17 protein-coding genes and 2 pseudogenes are annotated in these 22448 nt (G+C 40.4%); 7 read left to right on the forward strand and 12 right to left on the reverse strand.

The features are described 5' to 3' along the window. Positions 1-440: 440 nt before the first annotated feature. Positions 441-2513, forward strand: a complete 2073-nt coding sequence (locus L6494_RS29940; protein WP_237997503.1) for a pentapeptide repeat-containing protein — start codon at positions 441-443, stop codon at positions 2511-2513. A gap of 99 nt (positions 2514-2612) precedes the next feature. Beyond that, entirely contained in the window at positions 2613-5114 is a 2502-nt protein-coding gene (locus tag L6494_RS29945; protein ID WP_237997504.1) for an NACHT domain-containing protein, read from the forward strand. A 143-nt stretch (positions 5115-5257) separates the two neighbouring features. Here L6494_RS29945 and L6494_RS29950 read toward each other — a convergent pair whose 3' ends face one another. Next, positions 5258-5509, reverse strand: coding sequence for a hypothetical protein (locus tag L6494_RS29950; protein ID WP_237997505.1), 252 nt, complete (start codon positions 5507-5509; stop codon positions 5258-5260). Between the two features lie 140 nt (positions 5510-5649). On the opposite strand from L6494_RS29950, the gene L6494_RS29955 reads away from it, so the two are divergent. Both L6494_RS29955 and L6494_RS29960 read left to right on the forward strand, forming a co-directional pair. Beyond that, positions 5650-5811 carry a hypothetical protein gene (locus L6494_RS29955; RefSeq protein WP_237997506.1) on the forward strand — a complete coding sequence of 54 codons (162 nt, stop codon included), beginning with the start codon at positions 5650-5652 and terminating at the stop codon, positions 5809-5811. Between the two features lie 288 nt (positions 5812-6099). Further along, positions 6100-6693 (forward strand): tyrosine-type recombinase/integrase, encoded by a 594-nt coding sequence (locus L6494_RS29960; RefSeq protein ID WP_237997507.1) that lies wholly within the window; start codon positions 6100-6102, stop codon positions 6691-6693. Between the two features lie 340 nt (positions 6694-7033). On the opposite strand, the gene L6494_RS29965 is transcribed toward L6494_RS29960, so the two are convergent. Together L6494_RS29965 and L6494_RS29970 are read right to left on the reverse strand one after the other, a co-directional pair. Further along, a complete protein-coding gene (locus L6494_RS29965) occupies positions 7034-7597 on the reverse strand; it encodes a plasmid pRiA4b ORF-3 family protein (RefSeq protein ID WP_237996935.1) in 564 nt (187 codons plus the stop codon). A gap of 54 nt (positions 7598-7651) precedes the next feature. Then, positions 7652-8254, reverse strand: a pseudogene (locus L6494_RS29970) (recombinase family protein); the annotation flags it as partial. A 138-nt stretch (positions 8255-8392) separates the two neighbouring features. On the opposite strand from L6494_RS29970, the pseudogene L6494_RS29975 reads away from it, so the two are divergent. After that, positions 8393-11348 (forward strand): annotated as a pseudogene (locus L6494_RS29975) (Tn3 family transposase). Between the two features lie 79 nt (positions 11349-11427). On the opposite strand, the gene L6494_RS29980 reads toward L6494_RS29975, so the two are convergent. Continuing rightward, on the reverse strand, positions 11428-11775 hold the full coding sequence (locus tag L6494_RS29980) for a hypothetical protein (protein WP_237997508.1): 348 nt from the start codon (positions 11773-11775) through the stop codon (positions 11428-11430). Positions 11776-12025: 250 nt separating this feature from the next. Here L6494_RS29980 and L6494_RS29985 point away from each other — a divergent pair, with 250 nt between their 5' ends. Then, a complete protein-coding gene (locus L6494_RS29985; protein WP_237997509.1) occupies positions 12026-12610 on the forward strand; it encodes a restriction endonuclease subunit S in 585 nt (194 codons plus the stop codon). Further along, a complete protein-coding gene (locus tag L6494_RS29990; RefSeq protein WP_237997510.1) occupies positions 12607-14106 on the forward strand; it encodes an N-6 DNA methylase in 1500 nt (499 codons plus the stop codon). The genes L6494_RS29985 and L6494_RS29990 overlap by 4 nt, the downstream gene beginning before the upstream one ends. 214 nt (positions 14107-14320) lie before the next feature. On the opposite strand, the gene L6494_RS29995 is transcribed toward L6494_RS29990, so the two are convergent. The 8 genes from L6494_RS29995 to L6494_RS30030 all read right to left on the reverse strand — a co-directional run bounded on the left by L6494_RS29995 (position 14321) and on the right by L6494_RS30030 (position 22448). Further along, positions 14321-17476: a type I restriction endonuclease subunit R gene (locus tag L6494_RS29995; protein WP_237997511.1), complete on the reverse strand. Its 3156-nt coding sequence runs from the start codon at positions 17474-17476 to the stop codon at positions 14321-14323. Next, a complete protein-coding gene (locus tag L6494_RS30000) occupies positions 17473-17895 on the reverse strand; it encodes a type II toxin-antitoxin system VapC family toxin (protein ID WP_237997512.1) in 423 nt (140 codons plus the stop codon). Before L6494_RS30000 ends, L6494_RS29995 begins: the two co-directional genes overlap by 4 nt. After that, entirely contained in the window at positions 17892-18149 is a 258-nt protein-coding gene (locus L6494_RS30005) for a FitA-like ribbon-helix-helix domain-containing protein (RefSeq protein ID WP_194144184.1), read from the reverse strand. Before L6494_RS30005 ends, L6494_RS30000 begins: the two co-directional genes overlap by 4 nt. Positions 18150-18226: 77 nt before the next feature. After that, positions 18227-19540 carry a restriction endonuclease subunit S gene (locus L6494_RS30010; protein ID WP_237997513.1) on the reverse strand — a complete coding sequence of 438 codons (1314 nt, stop codon included), beginning with the start codon at positions 19538-19540 and terminating at the stop codon, positions 18227-18229. A 154-nt stretch (positions 19541-19694) separates the two neighbouring features. After that, positions 19695-20102, reverse strand: a complete 408-nt coding sequence (locus L6494_RS30015; protein WP_237997483.1) for a type II toxin-antitoxin system VapC family toxin — start codon at positions 20100-20102, stop codon at positions 19695-19697. Next, the gene (locus L6494_RS30020) at positions 20099-20356 is read right to left on the reverse strand and encodes a hypothetical protein (protein ID WP_237997484.1); all 258 of its coding nucleotides are present in this window, start codon (positions 20354-20356) and stop codon (positions 20099-20101) included. The genes L6494_RS30015 and L6494_RS30020 overlap by 4 nt, the downstream gene beginning before the upstream one ends. A 10-nt stretch (positions 20357-20366) precedes the next feature. Continuing rightward, positions 20367-21950 (reverse strand): class I SAM-dependent DNA methyltransferase, encoded by a 1584-nt coding sequence (locus tag L6494_RS30025; protein ID WP_237997485.1) that lies wholly within the window; start codon positions 21948-21950, stop codon positions 20367-20369. 255 nt (positions 21951-22205) lie between these two features. Then, entirely contained in the window at positions 22206-22448 is a 243-nt protein-coding gene (locus tag L6494_RS30030) for a hypothetical protein (RefSeq protein ID WP_237997486.1), read from the reverse strand.

The raw sequence follows: 22448 nt of genomic DNA on the forward strand, positions 1-22448 counted from the left end.
TGCAAATCCGAGAAACTAGGTTGACTGTTTCTGAGAAACTGGAAGGCCTGTTTCTGAGGAACTAGGAGGCCTGTATCCTAGAAACTTAGATTATGGATTTTTCAAGGGTTTCAGCGATTTAGCTTAACAAAACTTCAACCCAAAAACATCGGATTTTTCAGCCACAACCCCATCCCCACAAAGCTTTCTGGGTATGGTGTGGGGGATTGTGAAAATCGGCACTTATTTACACTCTGTTAAATATCTAAATTAGTACATTAGTATCAATATTTTACTAATACCATAATCCCTACTGGGGAACTGGGGTTTAGATTTGTAAATTGCCGCTAATCAGCTAAAAGTAGCGTTATAGAAATAAATCTGCTTTGAAGCGTTGAGATTACGGAATTTATCGTGCTATATCTGTATCCAAAAAGCGAAATTGGATGCTGTAACTAACCATGCCCCAGGATTTCTCCGGTCAAAATCTCCGAGGACGCTCCTTCAAAGGTCAAAACCTTGAGGGGGCAAATTTTAGTGGTGCAGATATTCGAGGGGCGGATTTTACAGGGGCGAATCTGAAGAATGCACGCTTTAGCGGGGCAGATATCCGTGGGGCAAATTTTACAGAGGCAGTTCTGACTAAGGCCAACTTTACTGATGCAAAAGCTGGACTAAAAAAGTGTTGGGTAATTTTTGTGATAATTGTCTCTTTCTTACTCTTTGGATTGTCAGGATTTAGCTATAGTTTAGTGGGACACTTAGTTACATTAATTTTTAATTTTGATTTTTTGGACAATCCCGCTACAAACTGGGCTATATTGCTGGCGATAATTCCCTTTTTTTTTATAACCTTGCGTCAAATTGTCATCCTAGGTTTAGGAATTATTTTTATTATCTCTGTATGCTTAGGTGTCTTTAGATTTGTACATAATTTTAATATTCAAAACCAACCCCTGCAATTCTTTTTTATAGCTTTTATCGCCATTCTTGCCGTCCTTTGTACTGTAGAAATCATTATACAAATCATGCACATTCCAGTGCTTAATACTTTCCTAGGATGGCAAGCTTGGGTAAGAAACAAAAAAAAGAATTTGGTACAAGATTGGATGCACTCATTTGCTATTGCTTTTGCAACTATAGGAGGTACAAGCTTCCGTTTCGCTGATTTAACAGAGGCTAATTTCACAAGAGCTAAACTTAAAGGTACAGATTTCCGAGATGCTGACCTAACGCAAACAAATTTTTATGATGCTAAGATGCTCTACTATATTCGTCCAGGCACAACTTACCTTCAAAACATAAAACTCTGTGAAGTTCTAGTTACTGGATGTGGACAGGGTACAAACTTTAACCGTCAAGATTTACGAGGAGTAAATTTTCAAAAAGCGAAATTAATAGATGCCAGTTTTATTGGTGCAGATTTAAGTAAATCTAACTTACAAAATGCCGATTTATCCAATGCGAAATTAGTACAGACTCTACTAGACGGAACTGATTTCACAGGAGCTACTCTCACCGGGGCATACATTCAAGATTGGGGTATTACCACCGGCACGAAATTTGATGGGGTGCAGTGTGAATATGTTTATATGCGACTCCCCACCAAAAAAAATCCTGACCGCCTCCGCAAACCAGATAACAATCAAGGAGAGTTTGCAGATGGTGAGTTTGGTGATTTTATCAAACCCATCGTTGATACTCTTGACCTTTATCATAATCAAGGTGTTGACCCCAGAGCGATCGCAATTTCCTTTAAGCAATTAGCAGAGAATCACCCAGATGCCGAACTAGAAATTGTGGCAATGGAGAAACGGGGACAGGACAAGTTTCTGCTTCGTGCCAAAACCGCAGATACGGCTGATAAGTCCCAACTGAGTGCAGAATATTTTGATAGTTATAATCAGCTTAAAGCTTTACCAGAGCGAGATATTAAATTACTTCTAGAGGAAAAAGATAGCAGGATTCGTAGTTTAGAAAATTTTGTTAATCAGGCATTACAACGTCCTAATTTTTATTCAAGCACACAAATACAAGAGGTAGGTACAATGAACTCAAATCAAGGGGGAATTAATCAAAGTGCAAATAACAGCCAATTTGGTCAAGGACAACAAGCTGCAATAGGAAGTGACCATCAGATGTCTATGAATAATAACGAAAATTATAAATCTAAATATGACTTCACTAATGCTGATGTAGGTAACGTTGTTGATACGGCTCAATCTGGTAGCCAACAGATAGGTAAGCAATATAATTATGCACCAGAACAAAAACAAAATCTTGCAGAAGCCGCAGCAGAAATTCAGGCATTGTTAGAGCAATTAAGCCAGTCTTATCCTACTAATACAATGGCAGGAAAAATGGCACTGGCAACAGAAGCTACGCAACGCATCGAAAATAACCCAACTTTAATGCAGAAAACAATCAGCGCGTTGAGGGCTGGTGGTACTGCGGCTCTAGAACAAGCCCTCAGCCATCCCGCAGCCAGCTTTGTCATTGCTGCTTTAGATGATTGGAATAAAAACAATCAATAAATTATTAAGTTGAATTAGAAAACACCAGAGCAGTTTAAAATAACCCTTGCTGGCTTTGGTGTGAAAAAGTATTTTATCTATTACTATCAAATTTTTACTATGAATCAGCCGAAGTCTCCTGATGATAATCAAGCATCTTCGCCTGAACCTGGGATTAGACAGGAGGCTGATAATTCAACATTCGGTAGTGGACAGCAGGCTGCAATAGGTAATGATAATATCCAAAATCAGGGGAACAATAACTGGCTAGGTAATACTTGGAATGTTTTTTTTGGACAGCAGACAACAACCCCAGTAGGCAACCCGGCTCGACCAAAGAATGAATGGATACTATTAGCCTCAGTCAAGGAAGAAGTTACAGCACGGTTAAGGCAATCTCTACACAATGCCGTGCTGATTAATTTGGGGAAGGAGTCACAACCTCAACAAGTAAAACGCCCTTGGGATGCAGAGATAAAAATCGGCTTAAAACCTGCTCAACCTCTCCCAGATACCACAACAATTTTAGAAGTATTTGACTCGGAAGAAATTGCAGGAAAGTTGTTAATTTTGGGTGCGCCAGGGTCAGGTAAGACAACCACACAATTAGAACTAGCTCAAGCTTTAGTTAGCCGTGCAGAAGAACAGCCTGATTATCCCGTTCCCGTTTTATTCAACTTATCCTCGTGGAAAGATGACCGACAATCCTTAACTGATTGGTTAGTGGCAGAACTTAAATCTAAATATGGTGTTTCAATTAAACTGGGTAAAGACTGGCTAGACAATCATCAATTACTACTATTGCTTGATGGTCTGGATGAACTTGAGCCACAGCGTCAAGAACTTTGTGTTTGGGCAATTAATCAGTTTTTAGCAGGTGAGACTAGACCGCTTTATCTGGTTGTTTGTAGCCGGATTGAGGAATATAGTAACTACGCTACTCAATTACAACTAAACGGTGCTATCTACTTACAGTCTTTAACTAATAATCAAATTTGTGATTATCTAACGTCTATTAATTATGTAGAACTGTGGTCAACTATCAGTAACGACTTAGACTTACTAGAGTTAGTCAAGACTCCCTTACTACTAAGTATTATCGTTTTAGCATCTCAAGAAATCTCTGTTGAACAATGGCAGTATTTGGAATCTACAGCAGACCGGATTCAGTATTTGCTAGATGCCTATGTAGGGCGTATGTTGACACGGGATATTAATAGTAGGGCATATTTGAAGAGCAAAACTCCTAATGCTAAACAAACCCGAATGTGGCTGGTTTGGTTAGCTCAAAAAATGCAACGAGACTCGAAAACAGAGTTTTTGATTGAAGAAATGCAGCCTAGTTTGTTAAAAACTAAAATCCCCAAAATTATTTATAATTTGATTGTCTGGGGAGTTATACAAACACTGATATTTGGAATGATTTTTGCACTTTTATTTGGACTTGATAATGGGATATTTATTGGGGTAATTAGTGGGATAGTTTCTGGAATATTATTTGGAATAATTCATGGGACATCCAGTGATTTAATAGAACATACATTAGAAAACTTAAGTTTAATTCGCTCTAAAAAAATATTTAAAATAAATATACAAAAAATGCTGGTTAGTGGAATATGCGGCGGACTGTTATATAGGCTAATTTTTAGGGTATACGAAACGCTGTTATATGGTTTTATTGTGTTGTTAGGAGTAATTGTTGTATGGTTTATTAATGGTTTGTTTGGTGACATTTTAGAGTCTAAATTTCAAAATGTAGGTTTAATTGAATTTAAAAATTTCACCAACAGAAACATTATAAAATGGCTGATTTATGGGCTGATTATAGGGTTTATTGGAGGGCTAATTGGAGGTCTGATTTATGGGCTATTTGGAGGTCTGCTTGGAGGGCTAATCTTTGGGCTGATTGGCGCGCTAATCGGAGGTTTGACAGGGGATGAAATTGAAGCAATTGAAATTTTTAAAATTTCTTATAATGATTTTAAAGATGGACTAATATTTGGGTTGATTGCAGGGCAGTTTTTTGGACTGTTTGGAGGTCTACTTGGCGGACTGATTTTTGGGCTGTTTGGAGGTCTATTTGATGAGAGCTTAAAAGGAGAGCAGATTTCCCTAATAATTTTTGGGCTAAGTTTTGGACCAACTTTTGGGCTGTTTTTGGGGTTAATTTTCGGGCTGTTTTTCGGGCTACTTTTTGGCTTAATCTTTGGATTTCATGGTCTAGAGATACAAAATAAAACTATTCCTAATCAAGGTATTTTGGAATCTGCTAAAAATACAGTTAAATTATCAGCATTGTTGTCTTTTACTTCCACTCTATTAATCTTTTTAATTCAACTAATTCTAGAAAAGAATAGTTTAAATGAAGCTTTATTTTCTAGCTTAGTGTATGGATTACTCTTGGGATTATTGGTGGGAACACCTAGAAGCGGAACACCCCTTATTAAACACTTCACCCTCCGCCTCATCCTCTACCGCAACGGCTACATCCCCTGGAACTACGCCCGATTCCTCGACTACTGCACCGAGCGATTATTCCTCCAGCGCGTTGGTGGTCGTTATCGCTTCATCCACAAACTCCTGCAAGACCACTTCGCACAAATGGAGTTCAAAAGGAATTAGGAAAATACAACCAACTAACTCTGGGCGATTACCAATCGTAGTATTAAAAAAAGTCTAATTTTTAACACTGCATAAATAAGCTTGATTACTGCTCTATCTTCTCTGTGACTGGAATTTAAAGCTGTTATTTGGTAGAGCATTTATTAATGTAGTTTTATATGATTTTTAAAAACATACCAAGAAGTGTATCGAGGTTGCTTATAACCTCCAATGCTTGGCACTGTAGTTATCTGATAATGATCTCCTTGCTCTGCTATATGTTTAACTTCAATTAAAAAACCATAAGGAACATACAATTTATCTTTGTCATCAAGCTTGTCTGCTTGGTCAGGACGCTGTTTAAAATGTGTCCCTGATTCCTCTATAACTTTCACGTACTGGCTTGGTAATGACATTGACGTATCTTCTTCATCTCATAACATCAATGAAATAGTATAGTGAAATACGCTTGAACAAGATTAATAATGTATAAAATTTATTAGCCTAATTTGAGCTACCTTGTTCCTGCTCCCGTTACCGATTCCCTATCTAGGGAATGCAATCCATCAAGAAAGCCGGATGTGATCGCCTTTTTCTCAAAGAAGCTGAACGCTTACTTGACCCAACCTGTGGTTCAGGAGCGATCGCCTACGGCGGGCGGGTACGCAGGAGCAGTTATTTTTGTCCCGCCGACGGGACAGTTTCGCGGAGGGATTGATATCAATTTTTTGATAACAAAATTGATATCAATCGCCAGGGCTGTTTTGCAGCCCACGAATTGTAGTGTTAAAAACCGCCGATTTTTTTACACTACAGATTGTCATGTCAACACCTAGTATAGACAGGCGTAGATATTTGTAAAACTTATGAATTGAGAAAAAAGTGGCAACGTGGGGGGAGTGAATGATAAGGCTAACTTAATTGAGGGGGGTAGTTCACGAAAGTATCAGGGTTTGGGACAATGATTACTGTCGGATTTATGAACTATTTATCGGACAATAAGAGAATGAACGAGAAGTTCCGCCGCTTGAATAATGATGAGTATCGCAGCCGGGAGTATCTCACTTGGGAGGAGATGAAAATTTTGATTAAGGCGGCAGGCGATCGCGGTCGGCATAGAGTGAGAGATCAGGCGTTGTTATTAATGTCATTTCGGCATGGGCTGCGACCGGGGGAGGCGGCGACGATGAAATGGGATGCAGTTATGTTAGAGCGAAAGGTAATCTATATCAAGCGGCTTAAGGGGAGTCAGAGTGGCAATCACCCGATGCAGCCGGATGAGGTGGATTTGTTGGGGCAGCTAAAGCAGATTTATCCCAGTAGTTTTTTTGTGTTCCCCAATGAGCGAGGGCAGTCGCTGTCGGTGGATGCGATTGAGAAAATCGTGAAACGTACAGCCGAAAAAGCGGGGTTACATATTAAAGTGCATCCGCATATGTTCAGGCACAGTTGCGGTTATTTTTTGGCAGAACAGAACCGTTCTACGCGAGATATTCAGAGTTACTTGGGGCATAAGCAGATTCAAAATACTGTGCGTTACACTGCGGAGAACCCCAGGCGATTTGAGCATTTTGATTGGCAGTGGGAACAGCCTTTTTGATGGGGTTTTCATCAACTAACATTATTGGCTAGCAGGGTAATCAACATGCTGGACATTTGGTTGGTTGATGCCGTGTAGGTTTTTGCATTTATACTCGCTCAATATCCATTTGGTAAAAGATAGCTCTTTCTTACTGCCACTACTTTTACAGAATACCAAGCATCTCATGAATGATAGCTTGGTATTCCATCCTAAAAATTAGAAGCTGTTATATGGGGTAAAAGTAGCGAAGAGAGAATTTGCCGCCACGCAATGGCTGAAAAGCATATCTAGAAAGCATTTCAGAAAAAAAAGCTAATTTACCTACCAAAACTGTTATGTTATTGGAGATACCAGTAAATTATTTGAATTCTTGTAACCTTTGATTAACTTCATTGATGTCGAAGGTATCTGGATTAAAGCTTTCACCTACCCACTCCATCCTCTCTTCGTATTCTGGATGTGACGGTGAAGTAATAATTTCCAGTAACTCTGCATAGCCCCAAGAACCACCACAATCTTCAGGAGGACAAGCACGCTTCCCAGTGATACATATGGGGTAGTTTGTATTAGGAGTTGATGGTAGTTCTTTTTCTACCAAAATTTCGTGTTCCCAGCTATCTCCAAAATCGTAAGTGTAAGAAAATTTGAACTTCTCACTCTTAACCACCTGACTTAGCTTTACAGTCTTTTCTGAACGCACATTAAACTCTCTTTGAGTTTGACCATAATCAATGCCAGCAATGGAAAATTGGTGCATATGATAGTTATCCCAGCCCATTACCTCTTGCACAATCAGATGTAGCTGTTCAAGCGTCGTCGAACTTAATACCTGTATCCTTCTCCAAATAGGGGGTCGAATGTTCTTGAGGGTGATTTTGAGTTGGTAAACGGTTTGATTACTTGCAGATTTTTTTGAAGCCATAGTTGCTTGCTCAAGATTAGATATCAAATTTGTCTGATTGTCCTTAGCTGCATTTGACGAAAGTCGATGTCGTTTGACAATATCTAAGACCGTTGTTTTCGATAGATGTAGCGAAGCAGCAATTTTGCGGTAGGAGTAACCAGTTTGCACCATCTGCAAAACTTTGGGGGCTAACTTGTCTGCTTTCACCCGTTGTCCCGGTTGCCTGCCAAATTTTTGACCTCGTGCTTTAGCCGCCGCCACCCCCGAACGCACTCTTTCTCGCACCAAATCCCGTTCAAATTCAGCCAAGGATGCCATTAAATGAGCAATTAGCCTGCCTTGTGGTGTATTCAAATCAAATTGCAATCCAGTTTGAGCAATTAAGGAAACACCCCAACTATGGAGTGACTGCAACGTCTCAATCAGGTCAATGGTGCTGCGTCCCCAACGGGTCATCTCCGTTACCAGAATGGCATCAATTTTATGACTTTGAGCTAACGCCATCACAACAGATCGCTCGGTACGGCTATTTTTAGTCCCAGAAATTGTTTCCTTCCAAACTCCAACCACTTGATAGCCACTCAAGGCCGCATACTCTACTAAGTCCCGTTCTTGTCGCTGACAGGACTGATCAGTTGTAGAAACTCGGCAATAAATGGCAACTCTTTGTACCAATTAAACCCTCTGGATTTTGTCGGTCTCAAACCCGTACTGCACTGTTCAATTTTAGTGTATCAAATAACTTATACTTTAGCTGATACGATAATTAGATAAACTTTTGTATCCTATGACTAGGGTGAGGAACGGTAAGGAGTGAAACGTCAATGGGATGCAGAAGAACTGGTAGAAAATTTTACGCTCCTGCCAACAGAAATGGCACTGCTGTCAAATAAAAGTGAGGAAAAATCGCTTGGGCTTTGCTGTGCTACTGAAATTCTTCCAGATGGAAGCAAAATTCCCCCGCACCAAACAGGAAGTTCCCAAACAGATTGTTTCTTACATTGCGAGACTTCTCTCCGTATCGCCAAAACAATATGGTGAATACTCGTTTCATGGACGCACTATTGAACGTCATCGCGCTGAAATCCGTGAATTCTTTGGTTTTCGAGAATTCAACCCACAAGACAAAACAGAACTGATTGCTTGGTTGTGCGAATTTGTCTTGGCATACGACCGTCAAGCCTCCTCATTAGAAGCAGCAGTGTATCAACGTTTACGGGAGTTAAAGTTAGAACCACCAATACCCGAAGCGGTAGAACGGCTGATTCGGTCTGCGGTCGTCACTACTGAAAAAGAATTCTGTGCTGGCATCTTCAACCAAATTGAATCAGAAACGCTGACCAAAATGGATGCCCTTCTCAATACTCAAGATGCTCTAGATGATGACCAGAGCCAATTTAAACAGTCGGTCTTCAATTTCCTCAAAACAGACCCCGGTCGTACCAGTCTCAAGAGTATCTTCAAAGAAGTCTCCAAACTTGAATGTATCCGGGATTTGGGACTACCGACCAAACTGTTTGCTAATGTTCCCCCCAAAATTATTACTCACTACCGTCGGCGGGCTAGCGCAGAAACACCCCGCGAACTGCGTCGTCATCCTGCGAAAATTCGCTACACATTAGTGGCAGCCTTCTGCTGGCAACGCAACCAAGAGATTACCGACAGTTTGGTGGAGTTGCTCATTCAAATTATCCACCGCATTTATGTTAATGCCGAACGGCGGGTGGATAAACAACTTATTGAGGAATTTAAACAGGTGGATGGTAAGCCACGCTTGTTATTTGAAATTGCTCAAGCTTCACTCGAACGTCCAGAAGAACCTGTTAAGGATGTTGTTTACCCAGTAGTTAGCCCGAAAACACTGCAAGCGGTAGTCAAAGAATATAAATCTAACAGTCCTACATATGAGGAAAAGGTTTACACAGTGATGCGTTCATCATATCTGCATCACTATCGGCGCATGGTTCCTCAACTGCTATCCACACTAGAGTTTCGCTCTAATAATGATATGCACCGCCCAGTAATTTCTGCTTTGTCATTGCTTAAAAGATACCAATCCAGCAATCAGCGATACTATGCAATCGGTGAGGAATTGTTCATCAATGGTGTTCTCTCCAAGGAGCAACGCCACCTGATTTTGGAACAGGACAAGGATGGGCAGGAACGGGTAAATCGGGTCAATTATGAAATATGCGTGCTACAGGCACTGCGAGATAAGCTGCGCTCCAAGGAAATTTGGGTAGTTGGGGCTAAACGCTACTGTAACCCAGAAGAAGACTTGCCCCAAGACTTTGAAGTACATCGAGAAACCTACTACTTGGCTTTAGGGCAACCATTAGATGCTCTCACTTTTATCAGCCAACTCCAGCAGGAAATGACTCAGGCTTTAACAATGCTGGATAAAGGAATGCCCAGCAATACTAAAGTCAAGATTCAAAAGAAGAAAAATGGCTGGATTAGCGTCTCTCCTCTAGAAGCACAGCCAGAACCACTCAATATCTTGCAACTTAAACGTGAGATAGAAAGACGCTGGCCCCTGACCAGTTTGCTGGATATGTTGAAAGAAGCCGACCTGCGGATTGGTTTTACTAATCATTTCAAGAATACGGGTGTGCGTTCTAACCTAGACCGAGAAACCCTACAACGACGATTGTTGTTGTGTTTGTATGGATTGGGTAGTAATACTGGACTCAAGCGTATGTGCGGAGGAATTAACAGTGACTTAGAGTATGATCTGCGTTATGTCAAAAAGCACTACATTCACCGAGAACACTTGCGTAATGCTATCGCAGAAGTTGTAAATGCTACTTTCAATGTTCGTAAGGTAGCAATTTGGGGAGAAGGTACGACAGCGTGTGCTAGTGATTCCAAAAAGTTTGGCTCGTGGGATCAAAATTTGATGACAGAATGGCATATCCGCTACGGAGGTCGGGGAGTGATGATCTATTGGCACGTTGAGAAAAAATCTGCCTGCATCTACTCTCAGCTTAAGACTTGTTCTTCTTCGGAAGTGGCAGCAATGATTGAGGGTCTTCTACGGCATTGCACTGATATGAAAGTAAAGAAAAACTATGTAGACACCCACGGTCAAAATGAAATTGCCTTTGGCTTTTGCCGTTTACTGGGCTTTGAGTTGATGCCTCGGATCAAGCGCATCGGCTCCCAAAAGTTATATCTACCAAGTGCTGGACAAAAACAAGATTTTCCTAATTTACAACTTGTACTGACTAAAGCGATTGATTGGGAACTGATTCGCCAGCAGTATGACCAGATGATTAAATATACTACTGCTTTACGTTTAGGAACGGCGGAAGCAGACACGATTTTGAAACGTTTTAGCCGTTCTTCTCCTCAACATCCAACACAAAAGGCACTTTCTGAGCTAGGTAGAGCAGTGAAAACTATATTTCTGTGTCACTACCTCAACTCTGAGGCTTTACGACGTGAGATTAATGAAGGGCTGAATGTGGTGGAAAACTGGAATAGTGCTAATGGTTTTATTTTTTACGGCAAAAACAGTGAAATTGCTACTAACCGCCTAGATGAACAAGAATTATCGGTTTTGTGCCTCCATTTGCTGCAAATCAGCCTTGTTTACATCAATACGCTGATGATTCAAAGGGTTTTAGCAGAAGCCACTTGGATGAAGCAGATGAGACAAGAAGATTTCCGGGCGTTATCACCGTTGATTTGGGTACATGTTAACCCTTACGGCACTTTTCGACTGGATATGAACGAGCGATTACAAATTGATGCTGCGTCTCCTTGATTTTTTTTTCTGAAACCTAATCTGGGTAAGATTTTCAGCCGTCGCGTGGCGGCAAATTCTCTCTTCGCTACTTTTACCCCTATATCTGGGAAATTAGTTCGGGCCAATTTTTATGAATATATTCACAAAGCTGGTCATAGCTTTTTTGCTTGAGATAGGGCAAGTTATAAGGATTAACTCCCTGACTTTTAGCATATTCTAGAATGATGGCAATGAGACGGTTACAAGCCTTCTCCTCACGTTCCGCCTTTGTTTGGCGGGACTCTGCTTCTGCTTTTTCTTTTGGGATCTGGGGACTAAACTGGATTACCTCTTTATACATAGTTGCAATTAAGCCTTCTAAGGCAAGCAACATGGATAGCAATGGCAGGATATCTGGTTGCAACTGATGCTCACTTGAGTTACCATTGTTTGGACTAATAGTCATAAAGTTTTTTCCTAGTTATTTTGATTGACGGTCTAAAGTCAGTGAGACAGACCGTTGATAGCTAACCAAGCTACAAAATTTTGAAAATTCTAAAAAGACGCTATCTGGATTGGTACTCCAGGTGGCGTTTTTTTTTATTGTTTTGCAGTCTAGCTTGAGATATGGTAGACAAATTTCTTAAAAATGTCAATGAAGCATGGTTATATTTCAGTAATTGCAGTATAGTTATATTGCAGTAAAGATCAAATCTATGTCTAATCCTGTTTTGCATCTCAAAGAGTTGGTGCAAATATATCAAGGAGTTACACTTAACCGTTATCAAGATGATCCGGGTTCACAAGAACGCATTATCAACTCGCGGAATCTTGAGCAAATATATATCGGCGGTGAATTAAGCACAGTTCAAATCAACGCATCCACTATCTCTAAGTACAAATTGCTGATTGATGATGTAGTTATTACAATTCGAGGAACTCCCCTTAAGGCATCAGTGGTAACTGATGAAGTACAAGGATGCTTACCAAATCAAAACTTAGCAGTTTTGCGTCCAAAAGTAGAAAATCTTGATCCAGTGTTTTTAGCTGTGTTGATGCGTTCAAAATGGTTGGAACAGCGTCTTGTCACCTTATACAGTCAATCTATCGGAACTCAGTTGTTAAAAATTTCCCAATTGCGCGACTTGGAAATACCATTACCTAATCTAATTACACAAAATAAATTAGCACAGCTTTTTTTAGCGACTGAACGTTATACCCAAAAGACGTTAGAGACACTAGAAGTACGGAATAGCTTGGCTCAATTAACTTTTTCGCAAATCTTAAAAGGAGAACAATGATAACTTTAAAACAATTGGAAGAAGAACTTTGGAGAGCAGCCAATATTTTACGTGCTGATTTTAGTCCATTTACTGACCATAAGAAATATTTACTGAGGCTCTTACTTTTGAAACATTTATCCGATGTTTTTGAAGAAGAGCTTGAGGCAATTGAACGGAAAACAGGTAATCGAGATTTGGCATTGAGTACACCACAATACTTCCGTGTATTTGTGCCTGAGCATTCTCGCTGGAGTTACTTGCAGCGTTTTAATCAATTTATTAGCACTGGACTTAATGTAGCGTCTAGAGAAATTGAATATAAAAACCCACATTTGGATAAAATTTTTACTAGTATTGATTTTGAAAGTGAATATAATTATTCTGTCCATGAGCAGCATGACAATATATTACGTCAATTAATTGAGCATTTCTCGCATCTCAATCTTGCATACGGCAACCTTGCTGAACCAGATATCTTAGGAAAAGCCTGTGAATACCTAATTGAGAAATTTGCAATTGATTCTGGAAAAAGCGGTGGAGAGTTTTATACCCCAAATAAAATAGCAGAATTGCTAGTTAATCTGTTGGAAGTAGAAAAGGGAATGAGAATTTGTGATCCTGTCTGCGGAGTTGGTGGTTTTCTGGTCGCATATTTCAATTATATAAAACAGACAGGATTAAATTTAAAAGATTTATCGTTCTATGGGCAAGATAAAAATTTAGAAACTTGGGCGATTGCTAAAATTAATTTGCTATTGCATGGCATCTTTGATTTTGATATCCGATTAGGAGACACAATCCGCGAACCACAGCTAATACAAGGCAAGGAATTAATGCTTTTTGATAGAGTAGTTGCTAACCCGCCGTTTAATCTTAATAATTGGGGTTATGAGAAACATGGCTTTGATCCTTATTATCGGTTTCGATATGGAGAGCCACCAAAAAGCAGTGGAGATTTTGCTTTTATTCAGCACATATTAGCTACATTAAAAAACACGGGTAAAGCAGCAGTAATAGTAGGTAATGGGACATTATTTCGCGGAGCAAAAGAAGGTTTAATTCGTGAAAGAATCATTCAACAAGACCTGATTGAAGCAGTTATTAGCCTTGCAAGCAATTTATTATATAATACTAGCATTCCTATTGTTATCTTAATTTTTAATCGAAATAAATCAGAAAACCGTAAAAATAAAGTCTTATTCATTGACGCTAGTAGCCAATACCAAAAGATTGGAAATCAAAATTATTTACAATCAGAACATATTACTCATATCGTGAGTTGCTATCAAGCTTTTACAGATAAAGAAGGGTATGCTAAGGTCGCGTCTCTTGAAGAGATAGCAGACAATGACTATATTCTTAACATCAACCGCTATGTGCTACCTCTCAAAACCGAAAAGGACAAAATTGATATTGAGGCAGAAATTATTAAGCTACGTGAATTAGAGGCTGCACGTACTAAAGCGGAGAATGAAATGAATGAATCCCTGCGTGAACTGGGAGTGAAATTATAAGTCAACTTGGTAGCTAGTGCGATCGCCCCGTCACGCCGCCCAATCCCTACACAGTAACTCTGCTTGTTGCACCATGTCATCGTCGCTTTCTCCTGCTTGTCTGGTGGATAACCATATTGACGCAGCAGACGTTTAACCAACCTACGCAGATGCCTTAACACTCTCTTTCACAGTCCAGTTAATGGTGACGTGGCGGCAGATTGTCCAAATCCTTTTATGTCTTGATTGAGACTGCAAATTCAGTAAAAACTTTGGCTTGCTCTAACACCAGTTCCATAGCTAGTGCCTCCATATCGGGAGGATAACCATATTGACGCAGCAGCCTTTTAACTGCAACTTTCATTCGGGAACGGACACTTTCTTTAAGATTCCAGTCAATAGAGGCATTTTTGCGAATCCGATCTACTAGAACGATCGCTAATTCTCGCAGTTTATCAACACCCATTACATCCTGTGCGCTTTGGTTTTGTGATAGTGCATCATAAAAGGCCAGTTCATAGGGTTCTAGTCCCAGTTCTTCACCCCTAGCGTTGGCAGCTTTGGTGTCTTTTGCTAGTTCCAGCAGTTCTTCTAAAATATCCGTAACGCTGATGACTTGGTTGCGATAGCGGCGCAGGGCATCTTCTAACATCTCAGAAAGTTTACGACTTTGGACAATATTTGTCCGACTGCGGGTTTTAACTTCATCCTTGAGTAGTTTTTGCAGCAGTTCTACCGCGAGGTTTTGGTGTTCCATGCCCCGCACTTCTGCCATAAATTCATCGGAGATGATGGAGATGTCAGGATTTTTAATACCAGCTTCATCAAAGATGTTAATTACTGCATCGGATACCAAGGCTTGATCTACGACTTGACGGATGGCAGTTTCGATGTCTTGGTTGCTGAGTCCACTACCATCACCGCCGCTTTCTAGTTTTCTGAGGCTGGCTTGGATGGCTTGGAAAAATGAGATTGTTTCTGATGCGGCGATCGCTTGGGGGTGGGGTACGGCGAGAGAATGGGCTTTAGATAGGGCGATAACTTCACTGAGAAATCTATCTTTGATGTTTGGTGCAGCTACATAGTTAGTGGCATTTTTGAGGATATTCAGTTTTTCGCCAGTGTCAGCATCAAAATAATGCTGATAGGTAAAGCCTGACATGATTTGCTCGACGATTTCCAATTTGGCTAGGAGTAGTCCCACTGCCACATCTTGATTGAGGGTGAGGTCGCCTTTACCGCCACTTTGAGAATAGAAGGATAGGGCTTTTTTAAGTTCGGTGGCTAGTCCCAGATAATCCACAATCAAACCGCCTGTTTTTTCAAAATAGACGCGGTTAATCCGGGCGATCGCTTGCATTAAATTATGACTTTTAAGCGGTTTATCAATATACATGGTGTGCAAACAGGGGGCATCAAAGCCTGTGAGCCACATATCACAGACTATGGCTAATTCCAGGGAGTTTTCGGGGTCTTTGAGGCGTTGGGCGAGGTTTTGACGTTGGGCTTTGCTGGTGTGATGTTTAACTAAATTACCTGCATCGGCGGCGGAGGTAGTAATTACGACTTTGATTTTCCCTAAGTTAAGATCCTCACTGTGCCAATCAGGGCGGAGTTGAATTATGGCATCGTAGAGATTAACGGCGATTTGGCGGCTCATGGTGACAATCATGGCTTTGCCTTTGTTTACCTGTTGCCGTGCCTCGAAGTGAGTCACAATATCTTGGGCAATCTGTTTTATTCTTTTTGTAGAACCGACAATCGCCTCAAGTTGGGTTTGTTTAGCTTTCGCTTTTTGGGTGATGCTCAGTTCTTCAAAGCTGAGGTCTTCGTCTAGTTCTTCTAGAAGTTGTCTACCTGCTGCGTCCAAATCAACTTGTACTAAGCGGCTTTCGTAATAAATCGGCACGGTTGCCCCATCTTTGACGGCTTGGGAGATGTCGTAGATGTCGATATATTCACCAAAAATGGCGGGGGTGTTTTTGTCGCTTTGTTCTACGGGTGTACCTGTGAAGCCGACAAAGGTAGCATTGGGTAAGGCTTGTCTAATATATTTGGCAAAGCCGTATTTGGTGCGTTTACCAATCACGTTGCCTTCGGCATCAAGGACATTAACTTGTTTAGCTGTGAAACCGTATTGGCTGCGGTGGGCTTCATCAGCCAGGACAATGATATTAGGGCGAGGGCTGATTTGGGGATAGAGGGTTTCGCCATCAGCCGGGGAAAATTTCTGGACGGTGGTAAAAATGATACCGCCTGAGTTGGTGTTGAGTAGTTGGCGGACTTGTTCTCTATCTCCTGCTTGTTGGGGGTCTTGTCTGAGGAGTTGCTGACAACCTGCGAAGGTATCAAATAGTTGATCATCTAAGTCATTGCGATCTGTCAACATGACGATGGTGGGGTTCTGGAGGTTTTCGTTTAAAACCAGTTTCCCTGCCAGAAATACCATTGAAAGGGATTTACCGCTTCCTTGGGTATGCCAAAGTACACCGCCTTTACGTGCGCCTGCTTGGGATGAGGCATTAATGATAGATTCAACGGCTTTATTAACGGCGTAATATTGATGATATGCGGCGATTTTTTTAATGGTGGTAATGCTAACTATGCCTGTTTTCAGGTCTTCGGTTTTGGACTTTTCAAATACAGTGAAGTGACGAATTAAATCTAGTAAGGTTTGCTTGTTGAGTAGCCCGTTAGTTAAAATTTCTAGTTCGTTAATCTGGTTTTCGCCTGTGGGGTTTTTCCATGTAGAGAAGCGGTTAAACCCAGCCGTTAGTGAACCAGCACGGGCGGATAGTCCATCTGAAATTACTAATAGGGCATTGTAGGTAAATAGGCTAGGGATTCTGCGTTTATAGGTTTGGAGTTGGTTATAGGCGGCGTTAAGGTTGGCTTTTTCATTGGCGGCGTTTTTTAGTTCGATGACGACGAGGGGTAAGCCGTTAATGAACAGGACAATATCGGGGCGGTGGTTATGGTTGTCTTCAATGACTGTAAATTGGTTGACGGCGAGAAATTCGTTATTTTCGGGGTGTTCCCAGTCAATTAATTTAACAGGTTCGCCTCTGGTTTCGCCGTTTTTTTGATATTCAACGGTGATGCCTTCTGTGAGGTATTTATGGAATATTTCGTTGTTGTTGAGTAGGTCGGAACTAGCAATATTAAATATTTCCCGTTGTGCCTGATATTGGGCATCATGGGGAATGGTGGGGTTAATTCTTGATATTGCTTGTGGGAGTCTATGTTTTAAAATTACTTCACCGAAGCTTTCTCGCTCTTGCTTGATGCCTTCTGGTTGGATGTCGTAGCCGTTGCTGTAGCTATAACCAAGGGTTTGCAAGAGTTGGAGTTGGTATTGTTCGATTTCGTCTTCGGTGAGGGTAGATTTCATACATCCCAAGGGTTAACTATCTTAATTTGGCAGTCTGCGAAGTCATCAACATTTCGAGTGGCGATTTCTGCGTTATTCGCCAGACAAATAGCAGCAATTTGAGCATCAGCTTGAGAAATAGGCTTACCAATTTTCTTTCTATTTGCGGCGATTTCGGCAAAACATACAGCCGCTTTTTGCTCAAAGGCGAGAATCTGTCCTACAAATTCCTCAATAAACATAGCTTGAGCAGTTTCCCTTAAGGCTTGGCTACGTTTACCATCGGGTAAAATGGCGATGCCATAAAGAATTTCGGCTTGGGTAATGCTGGTTATAAATAAGTTTTCTCTTGGCTGTGTAGCAACCCAATTTTTTACCTTCCTTGAGCCTTGGGGCTTCATAAGTTCTGATAATACGTTGGTATCGAGAACTGTTTTCATGTTTCGGAGGCATCAAAACTAGGGGCTGTTCTCATGGGTTCTCTGGTGATTTCGGGTAGTTCAAAATCACCGAGGTTTGCAAAGCGTTTTTCTATGGCTGCGGCAAGGTTAATTTTAGGTGATAGTTCTGGGGCTAATACACTTTGAAGTATGGCTTTGATTTCGGCTTCGATGGTGTGTCCGTGTTGGGCGGCACGTTGTTCTAAAAGTTTAGTTATATCTGGTTCTAGCTGGTGAATGGTGATATTAGACATAGCAATTTGGTAAATGAGTTATTTGATTAATTATAATTTCATTTTTATATGATGTCTTCGGTGAGAGATTTCATAGGTTATTCCTTGACGCGGAGTTGACCACTCATTAGTTTAGGTAATAAAGTATCACGGGTTTTAGTTAGGGTTTCGATTTGCATCTGATGAGATTCTTTCTTAGAGAAAATAGGTACTACCACGTTAGAAAAAAGATTTTTAATTCTTTGTTCTGGAATAGTAATAGGTGAATCGCTTAATACTCCTAAACTAAGATTTGCTTGCACTGCTTGAACAATACGACTTGAAAGATAGTGTTTATAAGTGATTGATGCAAAATAACAAAGTAAGTATTCAGGATCGATTTTTTTAAAATCTGGTCTAATAAGTGCTACGGCTTGATTTGTATTAGCAGGTAAGCTTGAAGATGTAACCATTGCATAACGTCCAATTGTTCCTGCAATGGTGTATAAAATGTCTTTTTCTTGCACTATAGAACGCTTTAACATTATATTTGTCTCTTCGTCTATATAAGCAAATTTTGATTTAACAAGAGTATGGCTTTCTGAGATAGACTCAGCTTTAATAAAATTAATTCCACTATCAACAAAATCTTTCTTAAAAGTTGTTGGTGTTGTGCCTTTAGTTATTGTTTGTGTTAAGTCTCCCAATTTCTCAACGCGCCAACCTTCGGGAATCTTGCCTAACTCTGAGGGAATCATCGCCCCACCAGATGATTTATAGGGCTTACCGTCTGCGTTGGGGAACTCGAAATCTATAAACCAATGCTTAAATAGAGTTTGTGCGATCGCCTCTAAAGTCTCATTCTGCCGCCTCAGATTTTCGATTTTGGCATCCAGATTCCCTAAAGTATCTCCAATTTCTTTTTGAATCTTTAATGATGGTAAATCAGGTAATTGTAGATTTCTAATATCTGACATATTTAAATGTTCGACAGTAGAACCTGAAGCCCTAACTTTCATTTTGTGTTGTATCTCACGAGAGAGCAGAAGATACAAAAGGTAAAATGGATAAACTTTTTGCTTATTTGGTCTAATTAAAACAGTTCTCTGTCCTAAACAAACACGCTGTCCTTTGGGTACAATTCCCACCTGTCCAACAGGTGCTTCTCTCGCTAATATTATGTCGTATGCTCTAGGCTCTAATCTTTGTGTCCATTTTTGATATGTTTCCTCTGATACTTTATTTGAACCTTTAAAATCAAGAAATCCGTTTTTTATATCTGTTGTTCTTATAGATGGGATTCCTTCATTTTGAATAGGTGCTGTTTTATGCTCACAATCAACGATGTCAAGACAAATATTATTTAATACTTCCATAATTGAAAATAAAACTTTATTAACTATTCCTAAATACCTAAAAAAACTTAGATTCACCCATCATTTACCTCTAAAAGCCGCCTTAATTCCTGTTTCAAAACCTCCGTATCTGGCAAATAGAACTGATATATCGACACCAAAAGCTGCTTAGAAATATTAGCCACTCAACCAAAATCAAAATACCAGACAGTGTTTGGCATTTTTAGTAAATTCATACAGCAACTTCCCAATCCTCATATTGCAACCCTTCTATTCGGCTAAACTCTCCCACATTATGAGTTACCAACACCAAGCTATTAGCAAGAGCAATTGAAGCAATTTGTAAATCATAAACTCCAATTGGTGTTCCTTTTTTATTCAATTCAGAACGAATATAACCACAAATATCTGCTGCTTGACCATCAAAAGGTAAGCTAACAAATTCATCAAAAAATATCTTTAATGTTGCCAGATTTTTGTCTCTATTAGAACTTTTATAAGCTCCGTAATAAAGCTCAAATTTTACAATATCGCACAGAAAAACCTCATCTGGTGGCAGTGAATTTAAGCGATAAAAAACTGGATTATTACTGGAATTAAGATACCGAATACAGGCATTAGTATCTAACAAATAACTCATAATAGCGGCTCTCGTTCCTGTGCTTCTGGCTGAGGCTCTCTAACTAACAATTCCCCTTGCCAACCACCACAAGTATGCTCAAAGAAACCAGGCGACCAGTCCCTACTTTTAGATGTAATTATCGGTGTATTTTCCGTTACATCCTCAAGAATAGATGTGATTTCTTCTTCCAAAGTCCGTTGATGACTCTGAGCCAGACGTTTTAGTTTTTCTATAACAATGGGATTAAGCTGTTTCAAAATAACTTGAGTCATATTCATCTCCTTAAAAATCAACCAACTCATCACTAACAATAAATCCCACCTTTAACAATTGCTTTTTAATCTCCTCATCCAACAATTGCCCCTCTCGCATTTGCTCACCTAATGCCATTGTAAGCTCACTCATTTTCTCCTCAAAGCTCACCCCATCCTCAATTTCATCAGGAATACCCACATAACGCCCTGGTGTCAACACAAAATTATGCTTCTCAATTTCAGCGATTGATGCAGACTTACAAAAGCCCTTGATATCGCGGTAACTCCCCCCCGACTTCTTCCACTCATGGTAAGTATCAGCAATCTTGCTAATCTCAATTTCCGTGAAAGCCCTACTACTGCGATTTACCATATAACCCAACTCTGAGGCATCAATAAACAATACCTCACCGTGTCTATCCCTGTTTTTATTCCCGTTTTTATACCGACTAAGAAACCACAAACAAGCAGGAATACCCGTATTGTAAAAAAGTTGGGTAGGCAACATCACAATACAATCCACCAAATCTTTCTGCACTAAAGCCTTACGAATATCTCCCTCACCGCTTGTATTTGACGACAGCGAACCATTCGACAAGACAAAACCCGCCGAACCTGTTGGTGCTAAGTGGTAAATGAAATGCGATACCCAAGCAAAATTGGCATTCCCAACTGGAGGTACAAGGTCATTAGCCAGCCAGCGTCCATCATTTCGCAATAACTCGCCGCCCCAATCACTATCATTAAAAGGAGGATTAGCAATGACAAAATCCGCTTTTAAGTCTTTGTGAGCATCATTGAGAAACGAACCTTCAGGATTCCACTTTATATTTGAGCCGTCAATCCCCCTAATCGCCAAATTCATCCGGCACAATTTATAAGTTGTCTCGTTGCTCTCCTGCCCATAAATTGAGATATCATCCAAACGCCCTTGGTGATTTTTGACAAACTTCTCACTCTGGACAAACATCCCCCCTGAACCACAGCAAGGGTCAAATACACGCCCATTGTAGGGTTCTAGCATCTCAACTAAAAGTTTAACAATGCTTTCAGGTGTATAGAACTGTCCACCTTTCTTGCCTTCAGCTAGAGCAAATTGTCCCAAAAAGTATTCATAGACTCGCCCTAAAACATCCTGTGCCTGTGCCTCAGCATCCCCTAACGTAATTGATCCAATTAAGTCAATTAATCCACCCAAAGATTTCTGGTCTAATTTCTGCTGTCCATACACCTTGGGTAAAATCCCTTTTAACCGTTTGGCGTTTTCCTGCTCGATTGCTTCCATAGCCAAATCAACAGTTTTACCAATGTCGGGTTGCTTCGCCTGTCCTTGAAGATATGTCCACCGCGCCTCAACTGGTACAAAAAACACATTCTCGGCTGAATACTCATCCCTATCCTCTGGATTTGCCCCTGCGTAATCCCCCTCACCCGCCAGCAACTTTTGATGCAACTCCTCAAAGGCATCAGAGATATATTTCAGAAAAATTAAACCTAAAACAATATGCTTATACTCAGCAGCATCAATATTTTTTCGCAGCTTATCCGCCGCTTTCCATAATTTCTGCTCAAATGACTCTGAGTTATTCTGCTTTGCTGCTTTTTCTGCCATCTTACCCTTAATCTTTAGAAATAAATCTCAACTTTTTTAACTTAACCTGTCGATTTAGTTTTTTTATAGGCGATGGCGTTGACCCAGGCGATCGCTACTATATCTTCCATTGCCCTGTTTTACCGATTCAGCTTAGTTTCTGGCACTAATGCTTTGTCAGTATACCTTGTGTTGAAAACCGTAACTAACGATTTCGTTACAGTACGAAAGCAAGAAATCGTTATTTCGTTATTTCGCTAAAGAACGAAAGCAATACTAACCCTGATTCTCTGTCCAATACTTAAAAATACGCTGCAAGAGTTCAACCTGGGTACAACCGTAAGTAGCGGCTGCAATTTTGAAATCCTTTTTAAATTCGGCACTGACTTTAAAATTCAAGTTAACCGTTTCGCCCGGATCAGGTTTCTCCAAGTTTGACTTCGTTTCATCAATGGCTGGCGGTTCGCCTTTATTGGTTTTACTTGCTTTACGTGGTGGCGGGGGTGGTTTAGTTGCCAT

Origin of the sequence: Nostoc sp. UHCC 0870 (assembly GCF_022063185.1) — a bacterium.
Classification (GTDB): domain Bacteria; phylum Cyanobacteriota; class Cyanobacteriia; order Cyanobacteriales; family Nostocaceae; genus Trichormus.